Annotated in this window: 25 protein-coding genes; 9 read left to right on the top strand and 16 right to left on the bottom strand. The window is 69.0% G+C overall.

All coding sequences use genetic code 11. The annotated features are described in order from the left end of the window. Nucleotides 1–59 precede the first annotated feature (59 nt). The 3 genes from FH608_RS06770 to dnaN all read left to right on the top strand — a co-directional run bounded on the left by FH608_RS06770 (nucleotide 60) and on the right by dnaN (nucleotide 3,364). On the top strand, nucleotides 60–1,487 hold the full coding sequence (locus FH608_RS06770; RefSeq protein WP_139629495.1) for a sensor histidine kinase: 1,428 nt from the start codon (nucleotides 60–62) through the stop codon (nucleotides 1,485–1,487). Beyond that, nucleotides 1,487–2,140, top strand: a complete 654-nt coding sequence (locus FH608_RS06765) for a response regulator transcription factor (RefSeq protein WP_193318268.1) — start codon at nucleotides 1,487–1,489, stop codon at nucleotides 2,138–2,140. The genes FH608_RS06770 and FH608_RS06765 overlap by 1 nt, the downstream gene beginning before the upstream one ends. A gap of 126 nt (nucleotides 2,141–2,266) precedes the next feature. Continuing rightward, a complete protein-coding gene (gene dnaN, locus FH608_RS06760) occupies nucleotides 2,267–3,364 on the top strand; it encodes a DNA polymerase III subunit beta (RefSeq protein ID WP_139629493.1) in 1,098 nt (365 codons plus the stop codon). Here the strand turns inward: dnaN and FH608_RS06755 are convergent. Then, complete coding sequence (locus FH608_RS06755) at nucleotides 3,342–3,827, bottom strand: MarR family winged helix-turn-helix transcriptional regulator (RefSeq protein ID WP_226899075.1); 486 nt, start codon at nucleotides 3,825–3,827, stop codon at nucleotides 3,342–3,344. The genes dnaN and FH608_RS06755 overlap by 23 nt on opposite strands. A 58-nt stretch (nucleotides 3,828–3,885) precedes the next feature. On the opposite strand from FH608_RS06755, the gene FH608_RS06750 reads away from it, so the two are divergent. Continuing rightward, on the top strand, nucleotides 3,886–4,722 hold the full coding sequence (locus tag FH608_RS06750) for an SDR family oxidoreductase (RefSeq protein WP_226899073.1): 837 nt from the start codon (nucleotides 3,886–3,888) through the stop codon (nucleotides 4,720–4,722). A gap of 19 nt (nucleotides 4,723–4,741) precedes the next feature. Here the strand turns inward: FH608_RS06750 and FH608_RS06745 are convergent, their stop codons facing one another. After that, on the bottom strand, nucleotides 4,742–5,242 hold the full coding sequence (locus tag FH608_RS06745; RefSeq protein ID WP_139629491.1) for a GNAT family N-acetyltransferase: 501 nt from the start codon (nucleotides 5,240–5,242) through the stop codon (nucleotides 4,742–4,744). A gap of 79 nt (nucleotides 5,243–5,321) precedes the next feature. Then, on the bottom strand, nucleotides 5,322–7,799 hold the full coding sequence (gene dnaB, locus FH608_RS06740; protein ID WP_394367661.1) for a replicative DNA helicase: 2,478 nt from the start codon (nucleotides 7,797–7,799) through the stop codon (nucleotides 5,322–5,324). 373 nt (nucleotides 7,800–8,172) lie between these two features. On the opposite strand from dnaB, the gene FH608_RS06735 reads away from it, so the two are divergent. After that, nucleotides 8,173–9,474 carry an MATE family efflux transporter gene (locus tag FH608_RS06735; RefSeq protein ID WP_139629487.1) on the top strand — a complete coding sequence of 434 codons (1,302 nt, stop codon included), beginning with the start codon at nucleotides 8,173–8,175 and terminating at the stop codon, nucleotides 9,472–9,474. A 26-nt stretch (nucleotides 9,475–9,500) separates the two neighbouring features. On the opposite strand, the gene FH608_RS06730 is transcribed toward FH608_RS06735, so the two are convergent. The 7 genes from FH608_RS06730 to rpsF all read right to left on the bottom strand — a co-directional run bounded on the left by FH608_RS06730 (nucleotide 9,501) and on the right by rpsF (nucleotide 14,089). Further along, on the bottom strand, nucleotides 9,501–10,265 hold the full coding sequence (locus FH608_RS06730) for an amino acid ABC transporter ATP-binding protein (protein WP_139629485.1): 765 nt from the start codon (nucleotides 10,263–10,265) through the stop codon (nucleotides 9,501–9,503). Beyond that, a complete protein-coding gene (locus tag FH608_RS06725) occupies nucleotides 10,262–11,128 on the bottom strand; it encodes an amino acid ABC transporter permease (protein WP_139629483.1) in 867 nt (288 codons plus the stop codon). The genes FH608_RS06730 and FH608_RS06725 overlap by 4 nt, the downstream gene beginning before the upstream one ends. Then, nucleotides 11,125–11,976: an ABC transporter substrate-binding protein gene (locus tag FH608_RS06720; protein WP_139629481.1), complete on the bottom strand. Its 852-nt coding sequence runs from the start codon at nucleotides 11,974–11,976 to the stop codon at nucleotides 11,125–11,127. Before FH608_RS06720 ends, FH608_RS06725 begins: the two co-directional genes overlap by 4 nt. Before the next feature lie 425 nt (nucleotides 11,977–12,401). Beyond that, complete coding sequence (rplI, locus tag FH608_RS06715; RefSeq protein ID WP_139629480.1) at nucleotides 12,402–12,848, bottom strand: 50S ribosomal protein L9; 447 nt, start codon at nucleotides 12,846–12,848, stop codon at nucleotides 12,402–12,404. A gap of 14 nt (nucleotides 12,849–12,862) precedes the next feature. Further along, entirely contained in the window at nucleotides 12,863–13,099 is a 237-nt protein-coding gene (gene rpsR / locus FH608_RS06710; RefSeq protein ID WP_020543048.1) for a 30S ribosomal protein S18, read from the bottom strand. 63 nt (nucleotides 13,100–13,162) lie between these two features. Continuing rightward, complete coding sequence (locus tag FH608_RS06705) at nucleotides 13,163–13,720, bottom strand: single-stranded DNA-binding protein (protein ID WP_139629478.1); 558 nt, start codon at nucleotides 13,718–13,720, stop codon at nucleotides 13,163–13,165. 78 nt (nucleotides 13,721–13,798) lie between these two features. Then, the gene (gene rpsF / locus FH608_RS06700; protein ID WP_026214314.1) at nucleotides 13,799–14,089 is read right to left on the bottom strand and encodes a 30S ribosomal protein S6; all 291 of its coding nucleotides are present in this window, start codon (nucleotides 14,087–14,089) and stop codon (nucleotides 13,799–13,801) included. Between the two features lie 191 nt (nucleotides 14,090–14,280). On the opposite strand from rpsF, the gene FH608_RS06695 reads away from it, so the two are divergent. After that, the gene (locus FH608_RS06695) at nucleotides 14,281–14,598 is read left to right on the top strand and encodes a hypothetical protein (protein WP_226899069.1); all 318 of its coding nucleotides are present in this window, start codon (nucleotides 14,281–14,283) and stop codon (nucleotides 14,596–14,598) included. Nucleotides 14,599–14,659: 61 nt separating this feature from the next. Here the strand turns inward: FH608_RS06695 and FH608_RS06690 are convergent, their stop codons facing one another. Next, a complete protein-coding gene (locus FH608_RS06690; RefSeq protein WP_139629476.1) occupies nucleotides 14,660–14,839 on the bottom strand; it encodes a hypothetical protein in 180 nt (59 codons plus the stop codon). Nucleotides 14,840–14,936: 97 nt separating this feature from the next. Between FH608_RS06690 and FH608_RS06685 the strand changes: the two genes are divergently transcribed. Beyond that, complete coding sequence (locus FH608_RS06685; RefSeq protein ID WP_193318266.1) at nucleotides 14,937–15,683, top strand: deoxyribonuclease IV; 747 nt, start codon at nucleotides 14,937–14,939, stop codon at nucleotides 15,681–15,683. A 60-nt stretch (nucleotides 15,684–15,743) separates the two neighbouring features. Here FH608_RS06685 and FH608_RS06680 read toward each other — a convergent pair whose 3' ends face one another. From FH608_RS06680 to FH608_RS06665, 4 genes are all read right to left on the bottom strand, one after another. Then, nucleotides 15,744–16,808 carry a mannosyltransferase family protein gene (locus FH608_RS06680; protein ID WP_139629474.1) on the bottom strand — a complete coding sequence of 355 codons (1,065 nt, stop codon included), beginning with the start codon at nucleotides 16,806–16,808 and terminating at the stop codon, nucleotides 15,744–15,746. Continuing rightward, on the bottom strand, nucleotides 16,805–18,097 hold the full coding sequence (locus FH608_RS06675; RefSeq protein WP_226899186.1) for a glycosyltransferase family 87 protein: 1,293 nt from the start codon (nucleotides 18,095–18,097) through the stop codon (nucleotides 16,805–16,807). The genes FH608_RS06680 and FH608_RS06675 overlap by 4 nt, the downstream gene beginning before the upstream one ends. Before the next feature lie 26 nt (nucleotides 18,098–18,123). Continuing rightward, nucleotides 18,124–20,685: a transglycosylase domain-containing protein gene (locus tag FH608_RS06670; RefSeq protein ID WP_139629471.1), complete on the bottom strand. Its 2,562-nt coding sequence runs from the start codon at nucleotides 20,683–20,685 to the stop codon at nucleotides 18,124–18,126. 135 nt (nucleotides 20,686–20,820) lie between these two features. After that, entirely contained in the window at nucleotides 20,821–21,207 is a 387-nt protein-coding gene (locus FH608_RS06665; RefSeq protein WP_139629468.1) for a DUF5318 family protein, read from the bottom strand. A gap of 133 nt (nucleotides 21,208–21,340) precedes the next feature. Between FH608_RS06665 and FH608_RS06660 the strand changes: the two genes are divergently transcribed. Together FH608_RS06660 and FH608_RS06655 are read left to right on the top strand one after the other, a co-directional pair. Then, complete coding sequence (locus FH608_RS06660; RefSeq protein WP_139629466.1) at nucleotides 21,341–21,931, top strand: PadR family transcriptional regulator; 591 nt, start codon at nucleotides 21,341–21,343, stop codon at nucleotides 21,929–21,931. A 13-nt stretch (nucleotides 21,932–21,944) separates the two neighbouring features. After that, nucleotides 21,945–23,024 carry an inositol-3-phosphate synthase gene (locus FH608_RS06655; RefSeq protein ID WP_139629463.1) on the top strand — a complete coding sequence of 360 codons (1,080 nt, stop codon included), beginning with the start codon at nucleotides 21,945–21,947 and terminating at the stop codon, nucleotides 23,022–23,024. 33 nt (nucleotides 23,025–23,057) lie between these two features. Here FH608_RS06655 and idi read toward each other — a convergent pair whose 3' ends face one another. Then, entirely contained in the window at nucleotides 23,058–23,642 is a 585-nt protein-coding gene (idi, locus tag FH608_RS06650) for an isopentenyl-diphosphate Delta-isomerase (protein WP_139629460.1), read from the bottom strand. Nucleotides 23,643–23,656 lie beyond the last annotated feature (14 nt).

The raw sequence follows: 23,656 nt of genomic DNA, 5'->3' as shown, positions 1-23,656 counted from the left end.
GGCAAGGGTGTACCTAGGTGCAGTAGCCCCCCACACCCTCATGCCGCAGACTAAGAGGCATGCTCAGGAGGTACGCCCACATCGCCGCGCTGCTCGCGCTCCTCGTCGTCGAGGTGGCGGTGATCGTGCTGAGCGTGCCCATGCTGGTGCTGTCGTTCACGATGGGCCTGGTGTTCCTGTTCCCGTGGCAGACCATGCTGGTCAGGCGGGTGGCCGCGCTCAACCGGCGGCTGGTGCTCGGCTGGACCGGCGTCGAGATCGCGCCCCCGTACCTGCCCCCGCCTCCGCCGCCGGTGCCGCAGGCGGACGGGATGTACCGCTCGGACCGGACCCTCTACCGGACGCCGCGCATGCCGGCCTGGAACAACCGGTGGAAGTGGCTGATCAGCGACCCCGCGACGTGGCGCGACCTGATCTGGCTGGTGACCGATCCGACGGTCAAGATCGTGCTGGTGCCGGTGCTCGTCCTGGTGCCCGTACGCGGGCTGCGGATCTACGCCCTCTGGAGCCGGCTCCTGCTCGGTGCCACCGCCGCCAGCCGCCTGGCCAGCCAGGTGAGCCATCTGAGGCGGACGCGCAACCTGGCGGCCGACTCGCAGGCGGCCGAGATGCGCAGGATCGAGCGCGACCTGCACGACGGCACGCAGGCCAGGCTGGTCGCGATCGGCATGACGCTGGGTGCGGTCGAGCAGCTCGTCGACCAGGACCCCGCCGCCGCCAAGGCGCTGCTGGCCAAGGCCAGGGACGCCTCCTCCGAGACGCTGACCGAGCTGCGCAGGGTGATCCGCGGCATCCATCCTCCCGTGCTGGCCGAGCGGGGCCTGGCCGACGCCGTGCGCGCGCTGGCCATGGACAGCTCGATGCGGGTCACGGTGGACGTCGACCTGCCGAACCGGCTGGAGGCGCCGGTGGAGGCCGCGGTGTACTTCGCGGTCAGCGAGCTCCTGTCCAACGCCGCCCGGCACGGAGACGCGAGCACGGCGACGGTCGACATCAGCGCCGCCGGCCCCAACCTGCGCGTCACGGTCACCGACGACGGCCTGGGCGGCGCCGACCCGGCCAAGGGCAGCGGCCTGTCCGGCATCGAGCGCCGGCTGGGCGCCTTCGACGGGGTGCTCGCGCTCAACAGCCCGCCGGGCGGCCCCACCACCGTGACGATGGACCTGCCCTGGGCGCTGCCGGGGAACGGGGCGCGCAAGCCGTCGAGGCTGCCGCGCTGGAAGACGTTCACCGTCATCGCCCTCCTGGCCACGGCCTGGTGCCCGACGTTCCCGCAGGGGTTCGTGGCGGCCGTCTTCAAGATCATCGGCTTCGACGAGAAGTCCTGGTTCCTCGCGCTGTACCTGCCACCGGCCTGGCAGTGGCCGGGCATCATCGGCATGATCACCCTGGGTGTGGCCATGCACGGCCTGGCCATCTGGCTGTCCTCCACCCACGACCGGGACCGCTGGCTCGAAGCCGCGTCACCAGCGAGACTATGGTGCTGATGAAGAACCGCGTACTCATCGCCGAAGACCTCTACCTGCTCAGAGACGGGCTCGTGCACCTCCTCCAGGCCCACGGCTACTCCGTCGTGGCGGCCGTGGAGAGCGGCCCCGAGCTGCTGAAGGGCCTGCTGGAGCTGCGCCCCGACGTCTCCATCGTGGACGTACGGCTCCCGCCCACGTTCACGGACGAGGGGCTGCAGGCGGCCCTCGCGGCCAGGAAACAGCTGCCGGGGCTGCCGATCCTCGTGCTGTCGCAGCACGTCGAGCAGCTGTACGCGCGGGAGTTGCTGGCCGACGGCTCGGGCGCGATCGGCTACCTGCTCAAGGACCGGGTCTTCAACGCCGAGCAGTTCATCGACGCCGTCCGCAGGGTCGCGGAGGGCGGCACGGCGATGGACCCCGAGGTGATCGCCAAGCTGCTGGCCAGCAACGCGAGGAACGAGCCGCTGGCCGCGCTCACGCCGCGCGAGCGGGAGGTGCTGGAGGCCATGGCGGAGGGGCGCTCCAACACCGCCATCTGCCAGCGGCTCTACCTGAGCGAGAGCGCCGTGGCCAAGCACACGGCGTCCATCTTCGCCAAGCTGGGGCTCGCGCCGTCGGACGACGACAACCGGCGCGTGCTCGCCGTACTCGCCTACCTCAACAGCCGCTGAGCCCTGCGAACGCCTGCTGGGCCCCACGAACCGGGGGCAACCGCCCTCTCCGTCTCATCCGCCATGACTTGTCGGTCGTACCGGCTATTTTCATAGAGGCACGGCGCGACGAAGGGGTGGTAACAGGTGAAAATCCGGGTTAACCGCGATGTTCTTGCGGACGCGGTGGCGTGGGCTGCCCGAGTTCTGCCCAGCCGGCCCGTGGTGCCCGTCCTGTCCGGTTTGCTGCTGGAGGCGGGCGACGAGCTGACCCTGTCCGCGTTCGACTACGACGTCTCCGCGAAGGCGGCGGTCGACGCCGACGTGGCGGAGGAGGGCCGCGTGCTCGTGCCCGGCCGGCTGCTGGCCGAGATCAGCAGGAGCCTGCCCGCCGACGACGTCGAGATCGTCACCGAGGGCCCTGAGGCGGTGCTGACCTGCGGCAGCGCCGAGTTCGGCCTCATCACCATGCCGGTCGAGGACTTCCCGACCATGCCCACCATGCCGCCGAGCATCGGCGCCATCGGCGGCGGCGTGTTCGCCTCGGCCGTCGGCCAGGTCGCGCCCGCGGCCAGCCGCGACGACACGCTCCCCATGCTCACCGGCATCAGGGTCGACGTCGAGGGCGAGTCCGTGGCGATGGCCGCCACCGACCGCTACCGCATCGCCGCCCGCGACTTCAGCTGGCGCCCGGTCAGCCCTGACCTCGCCGTCTCGGCCATGGTCCCGGCCCGGGTGCTGGTCGAGGTGGCCAGGTCGCTGCGCGGCGGCGAGGTGTCCGTCGCAATGGGCGACGGGGTGGCCGGGTTCGAGAGCGTGGGACGCAGCACGACCGTGCGGCTGCTCGACGAGCAGTTCATCGACTACCGTGCCCGGCTGGCCTCCGACTGGTCGATCAGGGCCGACGTGCCGGTGGCGCCGTTCGTCAACGCGATCAAGCGGGTCGCCCTGGTGGCCGAGCGCAACACGGCGATCCGGCTGTCGTTCAGCCAGGGGCAGGTGCTCATCCAGGCGGGCGGCGGCGACATCGGGCGGGGCGCCGAGGTCGTCGGGTGCGAGCTGCGCGGCGACGACATCCAGATCTCCTTCCAGTCGCAGTTCCTGCTCGACGGGCTGACCGGGATCGAGAGCGAGCTGGCCAGGATCAACATGGAGTCGCCGACCAGGCCGGCCCTCATCCAGGACGTTCCGGGCGACGCCCAGCCGGCCTTCCGCTACCTCGTCATGTCCCTTCGCCAGACCTGAGCTGAGCGCCGGTCGCCGCCTGGCGCTCGGTGACGAGCCTGAACACCCTCTTGAACTCCGCGTACGCCTGCTCCCCCACGGCCCTGGCGTGCTCCGCCTCCATGGCGGCGAGGATGGCGTCCGACTTGGCCATGTGGTCGCGCCCCTTCTCGGTGGGCACGATCAGCTTGGCCCGCCGGTCGGCCGGGTCCGGCTGCCGCTCGACGTAGCCGAGCTCGACCAGCTCGTCCACCAGCGTGCCGATCACCTGCTTGTGCTGCCCCGACTGCGCGGCCAGGTCGGTGGCCCTGCTGCCCTCCTCGTCCAGGTACGCCAGCACCGCCCCGTGCCGCGGCCTGAGCCCGGGATGCCCCTGCTCTGCCAGCCTCCCGAACAGCTCGCGCTGCAGGCCGAAAAGGGTCCTGCTCGACAGGATGCCGAGATCTGGCTCGTCCTGCTTGCGCCTGCTCCTGCGCACGGTCACGCCCTCCATTTAGTCATCAATCTTGATAGTCACTGATTCTTACTATATTCTGGACCGCATGAGCATCCTGATCACCGGTGCCAACGGCACCGTTTCCAGCTCCGTCATCCGCTCCCTGTCCGGCACCGCCGGCGTGCGCGTCATGGTGCGTGACCCGGCCAAGGCCCCGTCGGACGCCGACGTCGTGGTCGGCGACCTGGACGACCCGGCCAGCCTCGACCGTGCCTTCGCGGGCGTGGAGACGCTGTGGCTGCTGACCGCCATGGGCCCGCAGGCGCCGTACGCCAGCATGAACGCCGTCTGGGCGGCTCGGAAGGCGGGGGTGCGCCACGTCGTGCGCATGTCGGCGATCGGCGCCGCCCACGACGCGCCGACCCGCAACGGCCGCCTGCACGCCCTCTCGGACGTCGAGCTCGCCGCGTCCGGCCTCGACTGGACCATCATCCGCCCGGCCTTCTTCATGCAGAACCTTCTCGGCTCGGTGAACGGCGACACCTTGTACGGCGCCACGGGCGAGGGCAGGATCGGCCTGATCGACGTGCGCGACATCGGCGACTTCGCCGCCACCGTCCTGCGCGCGCCCGCACCGCACAAGGGCAGGACCTACACTCTCACGGGCCCGGCCAGCATCTCACTGCGGGACGCCGCCGCCGACCTCGGCCAGGTGTACGGCACGCCGATCGCCTACCAGCCGATCACGCCGGACGACGCCCACCGCTCGATGCTGGAGGCGGGGCTGTCGCCGTGGATGGCGGCGGTCAACCGTGAGTATCTGATCGCATACTCGGGCGGGTGGGGCGACTACACGACGCCGGACTTCGAGAAGGTCATGGGCCGCCCGGCCCGCTCCTTCACCGACTTCGCCCGCGACCACGCCACCCAACTCCGCCCCTGACCCCGTCCCGCGGGGTGCCTCAAAGCCGGCGGTACATGATGTGCAGTCCGACGTAGCCGTGCACCGGATGGTGGAAGCCTTCGGGGAGGGTGGTCATCACTTCGAAGCCGAGTGACCTCCACAGCGCCACCGCCCGGGTGTTCGTCTCCACAACCGCGTTGAACTGCATCGCTCGAAAGTCGTCCTTGCGTGCCTGCTCCAGGACATGCTCGCCGAGCGCCCGGCCGACTCCCCGGCCGGAGTGGCTCGGATCGACCATGAAGCTCGCGCTGGAGATGTGTGCGGCGCCGCCGGCGTGGTTGCGGACGCTGTTGGCAGTGCCCAGGACGGTTCCGTCCGCCTCCACGGCGACGAACGTGCGGCCCGGCGGCTTGGGGAACCACATCTGCCTTGCCTGAGATTCGGAGGTGCCACGATCCCACGAGAACGTCTCACCGGCCCGCACGATGCCCTCCATGAACGCCCACATGCTGGGCCAATCGTCCGGCATCGCCTCTCTGATCAGCATGGCCGCCAGCATGGGCCAACCAGATGAGGGCCGCAACCGAGTTTCGCATCGCGAAGTGGCCCAGGCCGAGCCCGAACTACCGGCTGCCTCTCTAGTGCTGAGCCATGTCCACGAAGCGGCTGTAGTGGCCCTGGAACGCCACCGTGACCGTGGCCGTGGGTCCGTTACGGTGCTTGGCCACGATGAGGTCCGCCTCGCCTGCCCGCGGCGACTCACGCTCGTAGGCGTCCTCGCGATGGAGCAGGATGACCATGTCGGCATCCTGCTCGATACTTCCGGATTCGCGCAGATCGCTCACTTGGGGGCGTTTGTCCGTTCGCTGCTCGGGGCCGCGGTTGAGCTGGGAGATCGCGATGACCGGGACCTCCAGCTCCTTGGCCAGCAGCTTGATCGCCCGGGAGATCTCCGACACCTCGTTCTGCCGGCTCTCGGTCTTCTTCGGCGAGCTCATCAGCTGGAGGTAGTCGATGACGACGAACCTCAGGTCGTTACGCTGCTTGAGCCGCCGGCACTTGGCCCTGATCTCCATCATCGACATGTTGGGCGAGTCGTCGATGAACAGCGGCGCCTCCGCGACCTCGCTCATCCGCCGCGCCAGCCGCGTCCAGTCGTCGTCGCCCATCATGCCCGAGCGCATGGTGTGGAGCGCGACGCGGGCCTCGGCGGACAGCAGGCGCATGGTGATCTCGTTGCGCGACATCTCCAGCGAGAAGATGACCGTGGTCATCCCGTGCCTGATGGCCGCCGAGCGAGCGAAGTCCAGTCCAAGCGTGCTGTTGTGCGTCGGGATCCACGAATGCCCTGCCAGGTAGAGGTGCGCCGAGTTGTCGACCTGCACACAGCGGACAGGAACGCTTTCAATCGGTCGCACGGCTGTTATGTAGCGGGAAACCTGCTCTCGGCCCCACTCATGCCGAGCGCGCTGCGCCTTTCGAGAAAGCTTCGCCAACGGCATGGATGCCGGGACGATGACCTCCCACGAATCACGTGACGTGCGTCCTGCGCGAGTGCGGCCGACGCGGCGGTGAACCTGGGGTCCGCAGCCAAGGCTCCGGACGAGTTCCAGGAAATCCTCCACCAACTGGTCATTGGTATTGCTGAATCGGTAGGCGCCATGCCCGTCCACGTATCCATCCGAGTCGATCAGTCCTTGGACGAGGGCAAGCCGCTGCGACATGGATGCGCGGAGGTAGGCCCTGGGAACATGTTTGCCCTTGTCCAGGCCCAGACGACGCCACGTCTCCCGCAAACCTCGCACGCCGAAGTGGCCCGGACTCGTGTACTCCACCGCGTCGTAGCCCGCCGACCGAAACTCGTCGAGCAGCCACTCTCGATCCTGGGGATCGCACGCGACACGCCCACTGCCCGCAGTGTCCCCATCTCCTAGGAGATACCCGAGAACGTAGGGATCGATGGGCAGGTCGCGGCGCATCGTGTCAAGAGCTCGGGCAACCGGAACAGCATGATTGTGCTGTCCTCGGGCTTTCAAGGTCTCACTGATTTCCCGCGTGGTGCGCGGCCTCACCGCTGTTTCGCAACGATTGCCCGGCTCCGGCCGATTCCATTGGAGTTGCACAGCGGTGGCCGTACGTCCTAGCAACCCCCCGACCTCCGCAGATGTCAGGCCCTGCGCACGCAGCGTACGCATTCGCTCCCTCTCGCCGTAACCATATTTGATCCGAGACGCGGAAGATGATGTCCAGGTGGGCCAGTCATTGGGGTAGGCCGGATCACCGGTACGGCGATGATAGTCGTATGCCTTTCGCACCTTGTTGTCCCAGGTGACCCACTGATGATCGGCGTCAGCAACGATTACGGTGCCGTCGCTGAACTCCACCTCGTAGCAAGGCCTGTCGTACATCACCTGGGTAGCCGCGACCACACGGGTCGGCCTACCGTCCGCACCGATCAGCTGATCACCAACCTGGACCTCCCCCATCGTGGTCCAGCCGGTCGGCGTGGGCAGCGGCGTGTCGAGCGCCAGCGCCTTACCGATGGCGGGCCGTGCGGCCACGACGATCATCTGGCCCGGGTGGAGGCCGTTGGTGAGCTGGTCGAGGTCCTGGAAGCCGGTGGGCACCCCCACCATCTGGCCGCCGCGGCTGCCGATGGCCTCCAGCTCGTCGAGGGCGCCGGGCATGATGTCGGCCAGCGGCGCGTAGTCCTCGGAGGTGCGGCGCTCGGTGACCTGGTAGATCTCCGCCTGGGCGCGGTCCACGAGCTCGTCGACCTCTTCGTTCTGCCCGCCGTAGCCGAAGGAGACGATGCGGGTGCCGGCCTCGATGAGGCGGCGGAGGATGGCCTGCTCTCTGACGATCTTGGCGTAGTAGCCGGCGTTGGCGGCGGTGGGGACCACGGCCGTGAGGGTGTGGAGGTAGGCGGCGCCGCCCACCCTGGCCATCTCGCCGCGCTTCTGCAGCTCGTCGAAGACGGTGACCGCGTCGGCCGGCTCTCCCCGGCCGTAGAGGTCGGTGATGACGTCGTAGACCATCTGGTGGGCGGGGCGGTAGAAGTCGTCGGAGCGCAGGATCTCGACGACGTCGGCGATGGCGTCTTTCGACAGCAGCATGCCGCCCAGGACCGACTGCTCCGCCTCGATGTTGTTGGGCGGGGTGCGCTCGAAACCAGGCCCGGCGCCCGTCTCCTCGTCAATGCTCACCGCGCCCCCTCGAACCTTGCAGGCGGTCGCACCACCCCCACTTGTAGCCGACCGGTCTGACAGTTTCGCGGAGACGTGCATCAGCTGGCAACGCGACCTGTGGATAATCCTGTGCACAACCTGTGGACTACTGCGCCCAGGGTGTGAACGGCCTGTGGACACAGCCTGTGGATAACCCTCTCGGATATCCACCGAACCGCCTTCTACCTGGGGAAACGCTATCCACCGGCTGTGGAGAAAAGAAAGTTTCCCCAACAAGCGGCGTAATGGCCATAATGGACAAATGCTCATTACGTCCAGGGATCGGGAGATTCTCCGGCTGGCCGTGCCGGCGTTCGGCGCGCTGGTGGCCGAGCCTCTCTTCCTGCTCGCCGACTACGCCATCGTGGGCCACGGACTGGGCACCACGGCGGTGGGCGCGCTGGGCGTGGCGGGCACCGTCCTGTCGACCCTGGTGAACCTGTGCGTCTTCCTCGCGTACGGCACCACGGCCTCCGTGGCGCGCCAGACGGGCGCCGGGAACCACGCGCGGGCCATGCGCAGCGGCGTGGACGGGATCTGGCTGGCGCTGGCCATCGGCGTGGTCCTCATCGCCGTGTGCTGGCCGCTGGCGCCGGCCGTCGTGCAGCTGTTCGGGGCGGGCGGGGAGCAGGCCGCGCAGGCGGTCACGTACCTGCGCATCAGCCTGCTGGGCGCGCCCGGCATGCTGGTCGTGCTGGCCGGGACCGGCGTGCTGCGCGGGCTGCAGGACACCGTCACGCCGCTGGTGGTGGCCATCGGCTCGTTCATGCTGAACGCCGCGCTGAACGCCTGGTTCGTGCTCGGGCTGGGATGGGGCATCGCCGGGTCGGCCTGGGGAACGGTGCTGGCGCAGACGCTCGGAGCGGCCGTCTACCTCGCCGTGGTGGCCAGGGGCGCCCTCAGGCTGGGCACGCCGCTCCTCCCCGGCCTGAAGGGCGTCAAGCAGGCCGGTACGGCCGGGTTCGCGCTGCTCGTCCGTACGGCGTGCCTGCGGGTGGTGCTGCTCGCGGCCACCGTGATCGCCACCAGGATGGGTGAGGCGGAGCTGGCCGCGTACGCCATCGCCACCCAGGTGTGGACGCTGCTCGCCTTCGCGCTGGACGCCATCGCCATCGCCGGGCAGGCCATCACGGGGCGCTCCCTCGGCGCCGGGGACGTGGACGCCACCAGGGCCGCCACCCGGCGCATGACGCAGTGGGGCGTCTGGTCGGGGGTGCTGCTCGGCGTCCTCGTGATCGCCGCCAGGCCGGTGCTGCCGGGTCTGTTCGACGCTGATCCGGCGGTCACGGAGCTGCTGCTGGCCGTGCTGTGGCCGGTGGCGGCGTTCCAGCCGGTGTGCGGGGTCGTGTTCGTGCTCGACGGGGTGCTGATCGGCGCGGGCGACCAGCGCTACCTGGCGTGGGCGGGGGTGTGGACGACGCTGGCGTACCTGCCCGCCGCCCTGCTCGCCTCCGGACTGGGGGTGGTCGCCCTCTGGTGCGCGCTCGGGGTGTGGATGCTCGCGCGCCTGCTCACCCTCGTACGCCGGGCCGCCGGCACCGCCTGGCTGGTGACCGGCGCCTGACCCCGTGTCGGCCCTCCAGACCCGCGCTAGAACCGGCCGGACTCCAGCGCGCCGCGCAGGAACTCCCTGGTACGCGGGTGCTCGGGCGCCGTGAAGATCTTGTCGGCCGGGCCCTTCTCCAGGAGCACGCCGCCGTGCAGGAAGCACACCGTGTCAGAGATGTCGCGGCAGAAGCCCATTTCGTGGGTCGTGAGGATCATGGTCATCCCCGACTCCTTGAGCTCCCTGATGATCCCCAGCACCTCCATCACCAGCTCGGGGTCGAGCGCGGAGGTCACCTCGTCCAGCAGCATCAGCCTGGGCTGCGTGGCCAGCGCCCTGATGATGGCCACCCGCTGCTGCTGGCCGCCGGACAGCTGGTCGGGGTAGGCCCTGGCCTTGTCGGCCAGCCCGAACCTGGTCAGCAGCTCGTGCGCCTGCTCCTCGGCCCGCTCCCTGGCCACCTTGTGCACCTGGCGCGGCGCGAGCGTGATGTTGTCCAGCACGGTCATGTGCGGGAACAGGTTGAACGCCTGGAAGACGATGCCCAGCCGCTTGCGCACGCCGTCCACGTCCACCTGCGGGTCGGTGATCTCCTGGCCGTCGAGGAAGATCGCCCCGTCGTCCACGGTCTCCAGCAGGTTGACGCAGCGCAGGAGCGTCGACTTGCCCGAGCCGGAGGCCCCGATCAGGCTCACCACCTCGTGCGGCCGCACCTCCAGGTCGACCCCGCGCAGCACGCTGTGGCCGTGGAAGTTCTTCCACACCCCGTCGATCGTCAGCAGTCCGGCCCCGGTCGCCGCCTCGCTCATGCTCCGCGCCTCCTCCGCGTACGGGCCGCCAGGTGGTCGGTCAACCTGGCCAGCGGGATGGTGAGCAGGATGAACAGCAGCGCGGAGACCAGATAGGGCGTGTAGTTGAACGTGCTGGCGGCGTGGATCTGCGCCTGCCTGAGCGCCTCCAGCGGCCCGATCGTGGCCACCAGCGCGGTGTCCTTCTGCAGCGAGACGAAGTCGTTCAGCAGCGGCGGCACGACCCTGCGGGTGGCCTGCGGCAGCACCACGAACCGCATGGTCTTCGCGTGGCTCAGCCCCAGCGAGCGGGCCGCCATGACCTGGCTCGGGTGGATGGACTCGATGCCGGAGCGGAACACCTCCGCCACGTAGGCGCCGTACGAAAGCGTCAGCGCGATGATGCCGAGGGTCGCCAGGTCGGTCGGGATGCCCTGCAGCCGCAGCGCGGGCAGCCCGAACCCGATCAGGTAGATCACCAGGATCGTCGGCACGCCGCGGAAGACATCGGTGTAGAGCGTGGCCAGTGCCCGGATCGGGAAGAACGCCGGAGTTTTGATCCCCCTGGCCAGCGCCACCAGCAGCCCGACGACGAGAATCAGCGGCTCGGCGATCAGGAAGATCTTGATGTTCAGCAGGAAGCCGCTCAGCACGTCGGGCAGCGCGGCGGCGAACTGCCCGCCGTCGAAGAACGTCTCGCGCACGCGCGGCCAGCCGGGCGAGCTCGTGACCACCCAGACGACCAGCACCAGGAAGACGATCGTCGAAGCCGTCGCGATCGAGGCCGACCGGCGGGCGCGCGACCTGCGCACCCGCTCCCGCTGGTGCTGCCGCTCGGACTTGACCCACTCGCCCGCCGCGGGCCGCTCGGCGAGGTCGCTCATCGCAGCTCGGGCGCGCCCGCCGCGGAGCCCAGCCACTCCTGCTCGATCTTGGCCAGCTCGCCCTTCGACTTCAGCGCGTCCACGGCCTTGTCGACGCACGGCTTGAGCGCGCTGCCCTTCTCCATGACCAGCCCGAACTCCTCGGGCGTGCCGCCCGTCGAGCTGAACTGGCCCACGATCTTGGACTTCTCGACCTGCGCCGCCGTCACGTAGAACGCCGTCGGCAGGTCCACCACCAGCGCGTCCACCTGCTTGTTCTTCAACGCGTTCACCGCGTCGATCTGCTCGTTGTAGACGTTGGGGTCGTCGGCCGGCTGGATGACCGTCTTGACCGCGTCGAGCGAGGTGGTGCCCACCTGTACGCCGATCTTCGCGTCCTTCAGCTCGGCCAGGCTCTTCGCGGCGGCGAACTTGCTCCCGTCGATGGCGACGACGGCCTGCTTGACGGTGTAGTAGCCGTGGCTGAAGTCGACCGCCTTGGCGCGGTCGGGCGTGATGGAGACCTGGTTGACGTCGAAGTCGAACTGCTTCTCGCCGGGCGCGAACGCCGAGTCGAACTTGACCGTGCTCCACTGCACCTCAGTGCGGTCGAAGCCGAGCTCCCCCGCGACGGCGAACGCCACCGCGCTCTCGAACCCCTGCCCGTTGCTCGGGTCGTCGTCCTTGAACCACGGCTCGTAGGCGGGCTTGTCGGTGCCGATGGTGAGCTTGCCCGGGGTGGCGAGCTTGAGCTGGTCCTTGGTGCACGCGGTGGACGCGGCCGGGCTGGCCGTGCTCGCCGTGTTGTCGACCGGCGCGCAGGCGACGAGCGCCACGGCCAGCGCGAGCAGCATGAGGGGACGGGCCATGGCCAATGCCTCCAGGGGGAACACGCGAAAGAACGACGGCATTCTACGCCGCCCGATTGGTGCAAACCGCCCACGGGTGCCCCTGACCACGGCATTCGACCAAGCTGACCACACCTGTCGATCAAGCGGAAGCGGCCGGCCTGTCAGCTGGACCGCGGTTGCTCGGCCACACTGGACCCGTGGCCGGCCGTTCATGGCGACCATGGTGGCCGGTCAAGGTGGGCTCGCGTAGCGGCGGCCCGCCGGTGAAGGGTCAGAGGGCGTTTCCTGGAAGGTCCTCAGCCGAAGTACGGCGAGTGGCAGAACCGGGCGCAGCCGTAACGGATGGGACCATGGCAGACGCCGAAGCGCGGCGAGCGGCTGGACCGGGGCCGTAACCAGGAAAAACGACAGAGCCCCCTCAGAAAGAGGGGGCTCGGTCGGGATCAGGCCGCGACGACCTCGACGTCCACGGACGCGGACACCTCGGGGTGCAGCTTGACCGAGACGCGGTGGGAGCCGACGCTCTTGATCGGGTTGACGATCTCGATGCGGCGGCGGTCGAGCAGCGGGCCGCCGGCGGCCTTGACGGCGTCGGCGATGTCGCCCGTGGTGATCGAGCCGAACAGGCGGCCGGACTCGCCGGCCCGCGTCGTCAGGCGGACCCGCAGCGCGCCGAGCTGGCCGGCGACCTCCTTGGCGGTGCCGAGGTCGCGGATCTCGCGGGCGTCGCGAGCCTTCCTGATGGTCTCGATCTGCTTCTCGGCGCCGCGCGTCCAGCGCATGGCGTAGCCGCGCGGGATGAGGTAGTTACGGCCGTAGCCGTCCTTGACCTCGACGACGTCGCCAGGGGCGCCGAGGCCGGAGACCTCGTTGGTGAGGATGAGCTTCATGTCGACAGACCTCCTTAGCGCGCGGTGCTCGTGTAAGGCAGCAGGGCCACCTCACGGGCGTTCTTGATCGCGGTCGCCACGTCGCGCTGGTGCTGGGTGCAGTTGCCCGTCACCCGGCGGGCACGGATCTTGCCGCGGTCGGAGATGAACTTCCGCAGCAGGGCCGTGTCCTTGTAGTCGACGTAGGAGATCTTGTCGTGGCAGAACAGGCAAACCTTCTTCTTCGGCTTGCGCAGTGCCGGCTTAGCCATCGTGGTGCTCCTTTCAGAGCCCCGCTTTTCGGGCGGGAATGGACTCGGGCTTGTGGACAGGTGTTAGAAAGGCGGCTCGTCGCTGAAGTCGCCGCCACCGCCGCCGAAGCCGCCACCCTGCTGGCCGCCGCCTCCGCCGCCGTAACCGCCGCCGCCACCACCCTGGAAGCCGCCGCCCTGGGGCGGGGCCGGGGTCGCGGAGGCCCACGGGTCGTCGGCCGGGCCGCCGCCGAAGCCGCCGCCACCGCCCTGACGGGAGGTGCGGTTGACCTTGGCGGTGGCGTTACGCAGGGACGGGCCGACCTCGTCGACCTCGACCTCGTAAACGGTGCGCTTCTCGCCTTCCTTGGTCTCGTAGGACCGCTGCTTGAGCCGCCCCTGCACGATGACCCGCATGCCGCGCTGCAGGCTCTCGGCGGCGTTCTCCGCCGCCTGCCGCCACACGTTGCAGGTCAGAAAGAGGCTCTCGCCATCCTTCCACTCGTTGGTCTGGCGATCCATGAACCGCGGAGTGGATGCGATGCGGAATCGAGCCACCGCTTGCCCCGTCGGGGTGAAGCGCAGCTCCGGGTCGTCGACGAGGTTGCCGACAATGGTGATTACGGTGTCGCCTGCTGCCATGGCTAGCGCTCGCCTTCCTGCACGCCTTCGCTTGGGTTACGGCTCAGAGTACGGGGCTTCCCCGACAAAAGCCGGGGCTTAGTGCACGTCGGGACGGAGGACCTTGGTGCGCAGGATGCCCTCGTTGAGGTTCATCTGCCGGTCGAGCTCCTTGACCGTCGCGGGCTCCGCGGACAGGTCGATGACGGCGTAGATGCCTTCGGACTTCTTGTCGATGTCGTAGGCGAGACGACGGCGGCCCCACACGTCGACCTTCTCCACGGTGCCGCCGTCGTTGCGGACGACGGTCAGGAACTGGTCGAGGGACGGCGCGACGGTGCGCTCATCGAGCGAAGGGTCCAGAATGACCATTACTTCGTAACGACGCATACGGGACTCCAACCTCCTCTGGACTCTTGCGGTCACGACACTCTGCCGTGACAGGAGGACGCTGACGTCTGTGCCCGGGTGCCCCTTTCGGCCCGCCGGGGCGATGGATCTTCCATCACAACGCAGCGTGGTCCAGGTTATCAGCTGGGAGTACGTGGGAAGGCCTTTAGAAAACCTAGGGGGTGGTGGCAGTGCCACACGTGCTTCAGCCCTCCCAACGGGAGCGGTTCAGGCTCACGCTCAACACCGACGGAAAATCTCACCCGATGGAGAACGCCCTGGCCGTGGCGACGCTGGTGTGCGGTCTGACGGCCTTCGTCTCGACGTTCTGGGTCTCCGCGCACGTGATCTCGGCCTGGGCCGGCACGGCGGGTTTCGGCATCGGCCTCTATTCGCAGTACGTCTCGGCCACCACGCCGCAGCGCTCGCTCAACATCATCGGCATGGTGGGGGCGTTCGTGGGGGCCGCGCTCGGCATCGCGCACGGCGGTTTCCTCCCTCACCCATAAACTGCGCCCGCCCATGGGTACGGCCCCGGCGCGCGTCCCCCGGGGCCGTGCGATATGTGACTCACCCGCCGATGTGCAGGTCTATGCCGAGCAGGACCAGGAACCAGAGGAAGACGGCCAGCAACGCCTCCGCGACGTCCTTGAGCAGTCCGGGGGTGATGTAGTCGTAGACCCACGCCACGTAGATCCCGATCACTACGTAAACTAATAAGATCAGCGCTCGCCAGCGCCAGCGTGCCATGTCGCTTCTCCTCGCGTAGGGGGCGACAGCCGACTGCCCTGACGTGCCTCCCGCAAACCGCGTTCCAGGGCTCACGCAGGACGTAAGCTCGGGAAGCATGGTGCGCATCGGAGCTCATGTCGGTCAGGACGACCCCGCCGCCCACGCGCGGGAGGTGGGGGCCGAGGTGGTGCAGTTCTTCCTCGGCGATCCCCAGGGCTACGACAAGCCGGTGCTGCCCGCCAGCCCGGTCGAGGGCGTCGACATCTACATCCACGCCCCCTACCTGATCAACGTGGCCACCACCAACAACCGCATCAGGATCCCCAGCCGCAAGCTGCTGGAGCAGCACCTCAAGGCGGCCGCCGGCCTCGGCGCCAAGGGCCTGGTCGTGCACGGCGGCCACGTCAACAAGAACGACGACCCGCAGGCCGGTTTCGACAACTGGCGCAAGGTGTTCGAGCGCATGGAGTGCCCGATCCCCGTGCTGATCGAGAACACCGCGGGCGGCGGCAACGCGATGGCGCGCAAGCTGGAGCGCATCGCGCGGCTGTGGGAGGCGCTCGACGGGTTCGACGTGGGCTTCTGCCTCGACACCTGCCACGCGCACGCGGGCGGCGAGGAGCTGGTCGGCCTGGTGGAGCGGGTCAAGGCCATCACCGGCCGGATCGACCTCGTCCACTGCAACGACTCGCGCGACGACTTCGACTCGGGCGCCGACCGCCACGCCAATCTGGGCAAGGGGAAGATGGACCCGGAGCTGATCCTGGCGGTCTGCCGGGCGGCCGGGGCGCCGATCGTCGTGGAGACGCCCGGAGAGGGTCAGGCGGAGGACATCGCCTTCCTGCGGAAGAACCTCCAGTGAATACACACAGCCTGTGGATAACTTCCCTGGATTACCGAGACCGAAAAGCGGGTAGAGGTTTCAGCCCGCCCACGCGCCGCTCAGGAACCGTCCCGCGTTGACCAGCATGAGCGGCCCGCAGACCAGCGCGTACGCGGCGATCACCCACGGTCTCCTGGTCGAGACCTTCGCGACCAGCACCCACAGCGGAAACCACAGCAGCAGCGAGCGCGGGATCGACAGGTAGTACGCCGAGGTCATCAGCGCCGCCGCCTGCAGCCCCGTGTAGGCCAGCTCGCTCCACCGGCGCAGCACGAGCAGCCAGACCAGCACGGCGACCGCCACCACCGCGCCGACGATCTCCATCCTGAAGGCCACGGCGAAGTCGTCGGAGCCCATGGCCGAGCGCCACGTCGTCTTCCACGACTCCCACGGCCAGGCGAAGTCGCGCCCCCACCCGGCCTCCTGCGCGTGCTTCCAGGCCAGCCAGTCGCCCGACCGGCTGTAGTGGTAGTACGAATACGCCACCAGCGGCAGGAACGGCACCGCCAGCCATCCGGCCCGCCGGACGGACTCCCTGCTCCTGACGAACTCCACCACCAGCGCGATCGCCAGGAACAACCCCGTGATCCGCACGCAGGAGGCCCCGGCGGCGAGCGCCGCGGCGGCGGGCCAGCTCCCCAGCCGGGCCGCCAGCCACGCCGGGATCGCGAAGGCCAGGAAGAGCGACTCGCTGTAGCCGGCCGCCAGGAACACCGCCATGGGGAAGAGCAGCAGCGCGAGCACCGCCATCCAGCCGGTCGCGCCTTCGAGCTCGGCCAGCCGGGCCAGCGCCACCATGGCGACCGCCCCGGCGGCCAGCGAGACCAGCAGCCCGGCCGCCGACCAGTCCGGCACCAGGACGTGGACGATCCGCAGCACCGCGGGCAGGCCGGGGAAGAACGCGGGCAGCCCGTCGTCCACCGGCCTGCCGGGCTCGCCGTCGTAGCCGTACTGGGCGATCGTGATGAACAGCCCGGCATCCCACTTGCGCCACTTGTCGGCGTACGCCCCGAGCGCCGTGCCGAGCAGCGTCGCCACCAGCAGCCCGGCCCGGGAGCCGAGCCACAACAACAGCGCGTCGCGGGCGGCCGACCGGGTGATCATCGTACGGCCGGCGCCAGCGTGAACCGGTCGGGAGCCTCGTCGAAGGCACCGCCCACCTGGTCGTCGACGCCGCCCTGGCGCACCACGTCCTTCTCGGGCCGCAGGATGTCGCGGACGACGAACGCCATCATGATCGCGATCGTGATGGCCCGCGCCCACACGGCGGTGAAGTAGGTGTTGTCACCGATGCCCAGGTCCGCCCTGCTGAGCGGGGGCTGCGCGAGCAGGTAGAGCCAGATGGCGAGGAAGTACCAGATCTCGGCGAGCTGCCACAGCACGATCGGCTTCCAGTTGGGCCTGGCCAGCACGGCGAACGGCACCAGCCAGAGCACGAACTGCGGGGACCACACCTTGTTCGTCATCATGAACGCGGCCAGCGCGAGGAAGCAGATCTGCGCCAGCCTCGGCCGGCGCGGCGCCGACAGGGTGAGCACGGCGATGCCCAGGCACAGGACGGCCAGCGAGGCCATGCCGAGCGTGCTCACGTCGGTCTCGCCGAGCACGGCCCAGCCCTTGCTCTGGAAGAACAGCCACGGCGAACCCCAGTCGACCCCGCGCTCCTGGGAGAAGACGTAGAACCGGCGCCAGCCGTCCCAGGCGAAGAGCATGAACGGCGCGTTGACCACGATCCACGCGCCCACGGCCGAGCCGAACGTGACCAGGAAGGGTCGCCATCGCCCGGTGCGCCAGGCGAGCAGGAACAACGCGCCCACGAACATCAGCGGGTAGAACTTGGTGGCGATGGCCAGCCCGAGCAGCACCCCGGCCAGCACCTGCCGGTGCCGCGCCCAGGCCAGCAGCATGCCCATCGACAGCGCGCCCGCGACCAGGTCCCAGTTGATGTAGGCGGCCAGCACCACGGCGGGCGCGACGGCGTACCAGAGCGCGTCCCACCGCCGCGTCGGCCCGGCCACCGCGGCCATCAGCAGGACGCCGGCGACCAGGCTGAAGCCGAGCAGGACGACCGTCAGGTCGTAGAACTTCGCCGCCTGCACGCCCTGGTCGGGCGAGATCGCGCGGGCGATCCAGCTGATCACCTGCATGACCTCGCCCAGCACCACCGGGTACTCGACCTGCTTGTCGAACGGCACGTCGGCGAAGTAGGGGTTCTGGGTGGCCAGCGACCTGTCGAAGTACAGCGGGTAGATGTCGGTGTAGCAGAAGTTCGTGTACGTCGAGATCTGTTCGTTCCAGCCGCCGGTGCGGCACGGCAGGCGCACCACGTACGCGAGGGACGCCCCCAGGGCCGCGATCAGCCCCAGGGGGAGGTACGGCACGGCGCGTGCCATCAGCGGCACGCGCGCCTCCGTGGTCGTCACCGGTTCTCAGGTCTCGTCATCGGCAGCCATCCACCGGACGGCCGCGGGTCGGGCGCGCGGCCGCCGCCGATACCGTCGCCGTCGGCGGTCTGCGGGAAGCCGTCGCCACCGTCGCCACCGTCGCCACCCCAGTCGCCGCCGCCGTCGTCGGTGGTGACGTTGCCGTCGGGCAGGGTGTCGTCACACGGGCCGACGAGACAGTCGCGGTCGCCGCCGTCCTGGTCGCCGAACGGGTTGTCGCCGCTGTCGAACGGGTTGTCGGGCGTCTTCGTCGGCGTGGGCGTCGGGCTCGGCACGATGTTCTGGGCCACCCCGATGTCGGCCTTCTTGGGGAACTGCTCGACCGGCAGGCCCTCGTGGGCCGCCAGCATGAACTTCCGCCAGGTGGCCGTGGGCGCGCCGGCGCCCTCGAAGCCGAGGGAGACCTCGAAGGCCGAGCTGTAGGGCTTCTCGCCGCTGTACCTCTTGCTCGGCTTGCCGCCGGGCGTCACCGGGCAGCTGGCGTTGATGGGCTGGACGACCTTGCCCCCCTTCGTCCTGCACTCCTCGCGGTAGAACCCGACCGCGGTGGAGATCTGCGGCGTGAACCCGACGAACCAGGCTTCCTTCTCGTCGTTGTTCGTACCGGTCTTGCCGGCCGCGGGCCGGTTGCCCAGGCCCTGGCCCCGCGCGGTGCCGCTCCTCAGCACCTCCTCCAGGGCGACCGTGGCGTCGGCGGCGACCCCGGGGTCGATGACCTGCTTGGAGGCGCGCTGCTCGCCGTAGACGACCTGGCCGTTCTGCTTGACCTCCTGCACCACGTGGTACTTGGTGTACTTGCCGCCGTTGGCGAAGATGGAGTAGCCGGCGGCCTGCTCGACCGGCGTCACCGGGGCGCTGCCGATCGAGAACTGGTAGCTGTGCTCCTTGACGTCGGCTTCCATGCGCTTCTGGTTGAACCCGGCCGACTCCACGAGGTTCTTCACGTCGTCGAGCTGGCCCGGCAGCGCGTACGCCATCGACACGAACGCGGTGTTGACCGACTCGGCGGTCGCCTCGATCACGTTGACGGGGCCGACGTTGTGGCTGTTCCTGATGCCTTCCTTCTGGATGCCGGGTATCTCCTTCGGCACCGTCTCGTTGCCCGGCACGTAGCTCTTGAGCGAGTAGCCGGCCTGCAGCCAGGCGGCCAGCACGTACGGCTTGAATGCGGACGCGGCCTGCTTGGCGGCGTCGAAGGGCTCGTTGAAGGAGTCCTTGACGTAGTTGTCACCGCCGTAGAAGGCCAGGACGCGGCCGTTGCGCGGATCAACCGCGGCCAGCCCCGCGTGGTACTCCCTGCTCATGGAACTGGTGGTGCTCTTCACCGCCTCCTTCGCGGCCCGCATGAGCTTCCTGTCGAAGGTGGAGATGATGTGGTAGCCGCCGCTCCTGACCTCGTCAGGGGTGAGGCCGCGCTCCTTCAGCTCCTCCAGCACCTGCACCACCATGTAGCCCCTGATGCCGCCGAGCTCGTTCTCGCTGGCGTTCCTGACGACCTTGGGGAACTTCGCCGTCTGCGGGAGCTGGCCGTACTTGTCGGGCCACTGCCTGGCCATGTACTGGATGACGGTGTTGAAGCGCTCCTTGAGCGCGGGAGAGTCGTCCGCCCAGTTGGGCTGCTGGATGCGCGCGGCGAGGTAGGCGGCCTGCGCGGGCGTCAGCTTGGCGGCGGTGACCTTGTCGCCGAAGTACGCCTTCGAGGCGGCCTCGACGCCCCAGGCGCGGCCGAAGTTGATGGTGTTCAGGTAGGTCTGCATGATCTGGTCTTTGGTCATGGTCTCGTCGAGCTTGACCGCGACGAAGATCTCCATGACCTTGCGCTTGATCGAGACCTCCTGGCTGAGCCCGTCGTAGTAGGCGCGGGCCATCTGCTGGGTGATCGTCGAGGCGCCCTGACGCTGCTGCCCGGTCGCCGTCATCCACACCGAGCGGACCATGCCGGGGATCGAGATGCCGGAGTCCTCGTAGAACGTGTCGTTCTCGATGGCCACCGCGGCGTCCTGGACGGTCTTGGAGATCTTCGAGATGTCGACGCTCTCGCGCTTCTTGCCGATCCGGGCGATCTCGGTCTTGCCGTCCCGGTAGTAGATGGTGCTCTGCTGCGCGAGCGCGTCGGCCTGGGCCTCGCTCGGCACCGGCGTGTTGGCGTACGCGACCATGATCATGCCGAAGATGCCGGCCGCGAGCACCACGAACCCGGCCACCACGATCTTCCAGCTCGGCACGAACCTGCGCCAGCCGCCCCTGCCGCCGCCGCCCTTCTTGACCGGCGGTTCGGGGGGCTCCGGCGGCCCGCCGTCGCTTCGCCTGCGCGAGCGCCTCGGCGCGTCGCTGACCATCGTCTCCTCGCGGCTCAGCCCGCGCGCCTCCTGCCGGGCGCGCGTGCGCGGCCCCGGCCGGTCGCCGCTTGGAGGGGGGTCGTCGTACGGCTGCGCGGCCATGGCGCCGGTCTGCTCGTAGGCGGCTTCGGGACGGCGCTGCGGCTGCGCCTCGCCCCAGCCCGGCTCGCCGGTTTGCGGTGCGGCGGCGTAGGGCAAAGAACGGGATGAGCTTGAGCGACGGCGCCTCCCTGGGCGAGCCGTCCCCTCATTCATGCTGTTACTCACGCGTCCTCGCATCGTCGTCGGAACATAAACGGCGGTCGGGCGTGAGGTCCTCGCCGCCCTCGGTTTTCACGCTTGGCCAGCGAGGTCAGGCGGACCGTTGCCGAGTACGTACGAAACCGTCAGGTGGTTCCAGGAACAACCTTGGCAGACCTCGACCACGTACACCCGGAACTCATCGTAATCATGGGCCATTGCGGCGAGTTCTGACGCGACCTTTGCCTGGCCGGCATGCCGTCCGAGGGAATCCCCGTAGACATAGGTCACGTTGGTCACGTTCTCCTTTTCGCACACCGGGCAGAGGCGTTCGGTCGGCTGGCCGAAATAGCGCGCCGCGCGAAGGAGGTAGGGCTGTGCGTCACAGACGTCGCCGCGCGAGGCTTGCCCCGCGTGCAGGGAGCGGACCACCGCCCGCTTGGCCAGGCCGTAATCCACCACCCTTCGCTGAGACCACATGAGCGCCAGACTACGGCGTTTTTCGGCCTCATCCCAACGGCTTGGCGGATTCGCAGATTGCAGGCATATAGCGGTGCGACGTATCCTCGGGATGTATCGGCTCGATACATCGACGCGAGAGGGGGCGGTTCCGGTGGCCGGCGGACAGGGCAGGGTCTTGGAGCTGGCCGTGCTCGGGTCGCTGCACGAGACGCCACTGCACGGCTATGAGCTGCGCAAACGGCTCAACGCCCTGCTGGGGATGTTCCGCGCGTTCTCCTACGGGTCGCTGTACCCGTGCCTGCGATCGCTGCTCGCCCAGGGCCTCATCGCGGAGGAGCAGCCGGCTCCCGCCACGATCGTCGGCGGCCGATCGAAGATCGTTTACAAGCTGACCGCCGAGGGCAAGGAACGCCTGCAGGAGTTGCTGACGCAGGCCGGTCCTTCCGCGTGGGAGGACGAAAGCTTCGGCGTGCACTTCGCGTTCTTCCGCCACACCGAGGCCGAGGTGCGCCTGCGCATTCTCGAGGGCCGCCGCAGCCGGCTGGAGGAGCGCCTCGACGCGGTGCGCACGGCGCTGGCGCGCACCAGGGAACGCCTCGACAGTTACACGCTCGAGCTGCAGCGCCACGGGCTCGAGTCCGTCGAGCGCGAGGTGCGCTGGTTGAACGAGCTGATCGCAACGGAGCGTCGGGCCTCCTCAGAGGAGAGGCCCGAAGGAGATACCACGTCACATGATGAGTAAGGGAGCGAGTGCGATGGGTTCGGTTCGCGTGGCCATTGTCGGTGTCGGCAACTGCGCGTCGTCGCTGGTCCAGGGCGTTCACTATTACCGGGACGCCGACCCGGACACACGGGTCCCTGGCCTGATGCACGTGAAGTTCGGCGATTACCACGTCGGCGACGTCGAGTTCGTCGCGGCCTTCGACGTGGACGCCAAGAAGGTCGGCCGCGACCTCTCGGAGGCGATCGTCGCCAGCGAGAACAACACCATCAAGATCTGCGACGTGCCGCCGACAGGGGTGACGGTCCAGCGGGGCCACACCTTCGACGGCCTGGGCGAGTACTACCGGGAGATCATCGAGGAGTCCGACGAGTCGCCCGTCGACGTGGTCCAGGTGCTCCGTGACAACCAGGTCGACGTCCTGGTGTCCTACCTGCCGGTCGGCTCGGAGGATGCGGACCGCTTCTACGCGCAGTGCGCCATCGACGCCGGCGTGGCCTTCGTCAACGCGCTGCCGGTCTTCATCGCCTCCGACCCGGTGTGGGCGCAGAAGTTCACCGAGGCCGGGGTGCCGATCGTCGGCGACGACATCAAGTCGCAGGTAGGCGCCACGATCACGCACCGGGTGCTGGCCAAGCTGTTCGAGGACCGCGGGGTGGAGCTGCTGCGCACGTACCAGCTCAACGTCGGCGGCAACATGGACTTCATGAACATGCTGGAGCGCAAGCGACTCCAGTCGAAGAAGATTTCCAAGACGCAGGCGGTCACCTCGCAGATCCCGCACGAGATGAGCAAGGCCGACGTGCACATCGGGCCGTCGGACCACGTGCCGTGGCTGGACGACCGCAAGCTCGCGTACGTGCGGCTGGAAGGGCGCTCGTTCGGCGACACGCCGCTCAACCTCGAGTACAAGCTGGAGGTCTGGGACTCGCCCAACTCGGCGGGCATCATCATCGACGCGGTGCGCGCCGCGAAGATCGCCCTCGACCGGGGAATCGGCGGCCCCGTCCTGTCGGCTTCCTCCTACTTCATGAAGTCGCCGCCCGAGCAGTACTCCGACGACGAGGCCCGCGACTACGTCGAGAAGTTCATCAGGGGCGAGGTCGAGCGCTGACCTCCTGCTGACCGGCGGCCTGCCCGTGACCGGCTACGGGCGGGCCGCCGGCGGGAGGGCGGCGGGCGAGGCGGGATGCCAGGCCATCGGGTCGGCGCCGAGCTCGACCAGCAGCGGCACCTGCTCCCGGCACCACGGCGAGATCGCCAGCAGCCCGCTGCACACCCCTTCCGCGAACTCCTTCCAGGGCATCCACCGCGTTTCCCCCACCTCCTCGGGGTTGGGCGCGACGGGCGTGGAGACCGTGGCCCGGTAGACCGGGCAGAGCTCGTGCTCGACGATCCCGTTGGCCATGACCGCGCGGTAGGCGAACGTCGGCAGCATCAGGTCGACGCGCTCCACCGTGAGCCCCAGCTCGTAGGAGAGGCGGCGCCCGACTGCCTCGGCCAACGGCTCGCCCGGCAGCGGGTGGCCGCAGCAGCTGTTGGTCCAGACGCCCGGCCACGTGACCTTGTGGTCGGCACGCCTGGTGAGCAGCACACGGCCCTCGTGATCGAAGACGTAGCTGGAGAACGCCAGATGCAGGGGGGTCTCACGGCCGTGCACCTCTGACTTGGGCGCGGTGCCGAGTGCCTGGCCGTCACGGTCGACCAGCACAACGTGTTCCTCAGTCGTCACGCTATGAAGCGTAC

The sequence above is a fragment of the Nonomuraea phyllanthi genome (assembly GCF_006334985.2).
GTDB lineage: Bacteria > Actinomycetota > Actinomycetes > Streptosporangiales > Streptosporangiaceae > Nonomuraea > Nonomuraea phyllanthi.
The sequence above is the reverse complement of the archived record's forward strand: the minus strand, read 5'-3'. Positions and strand labels throughout refer to the sequence as shown.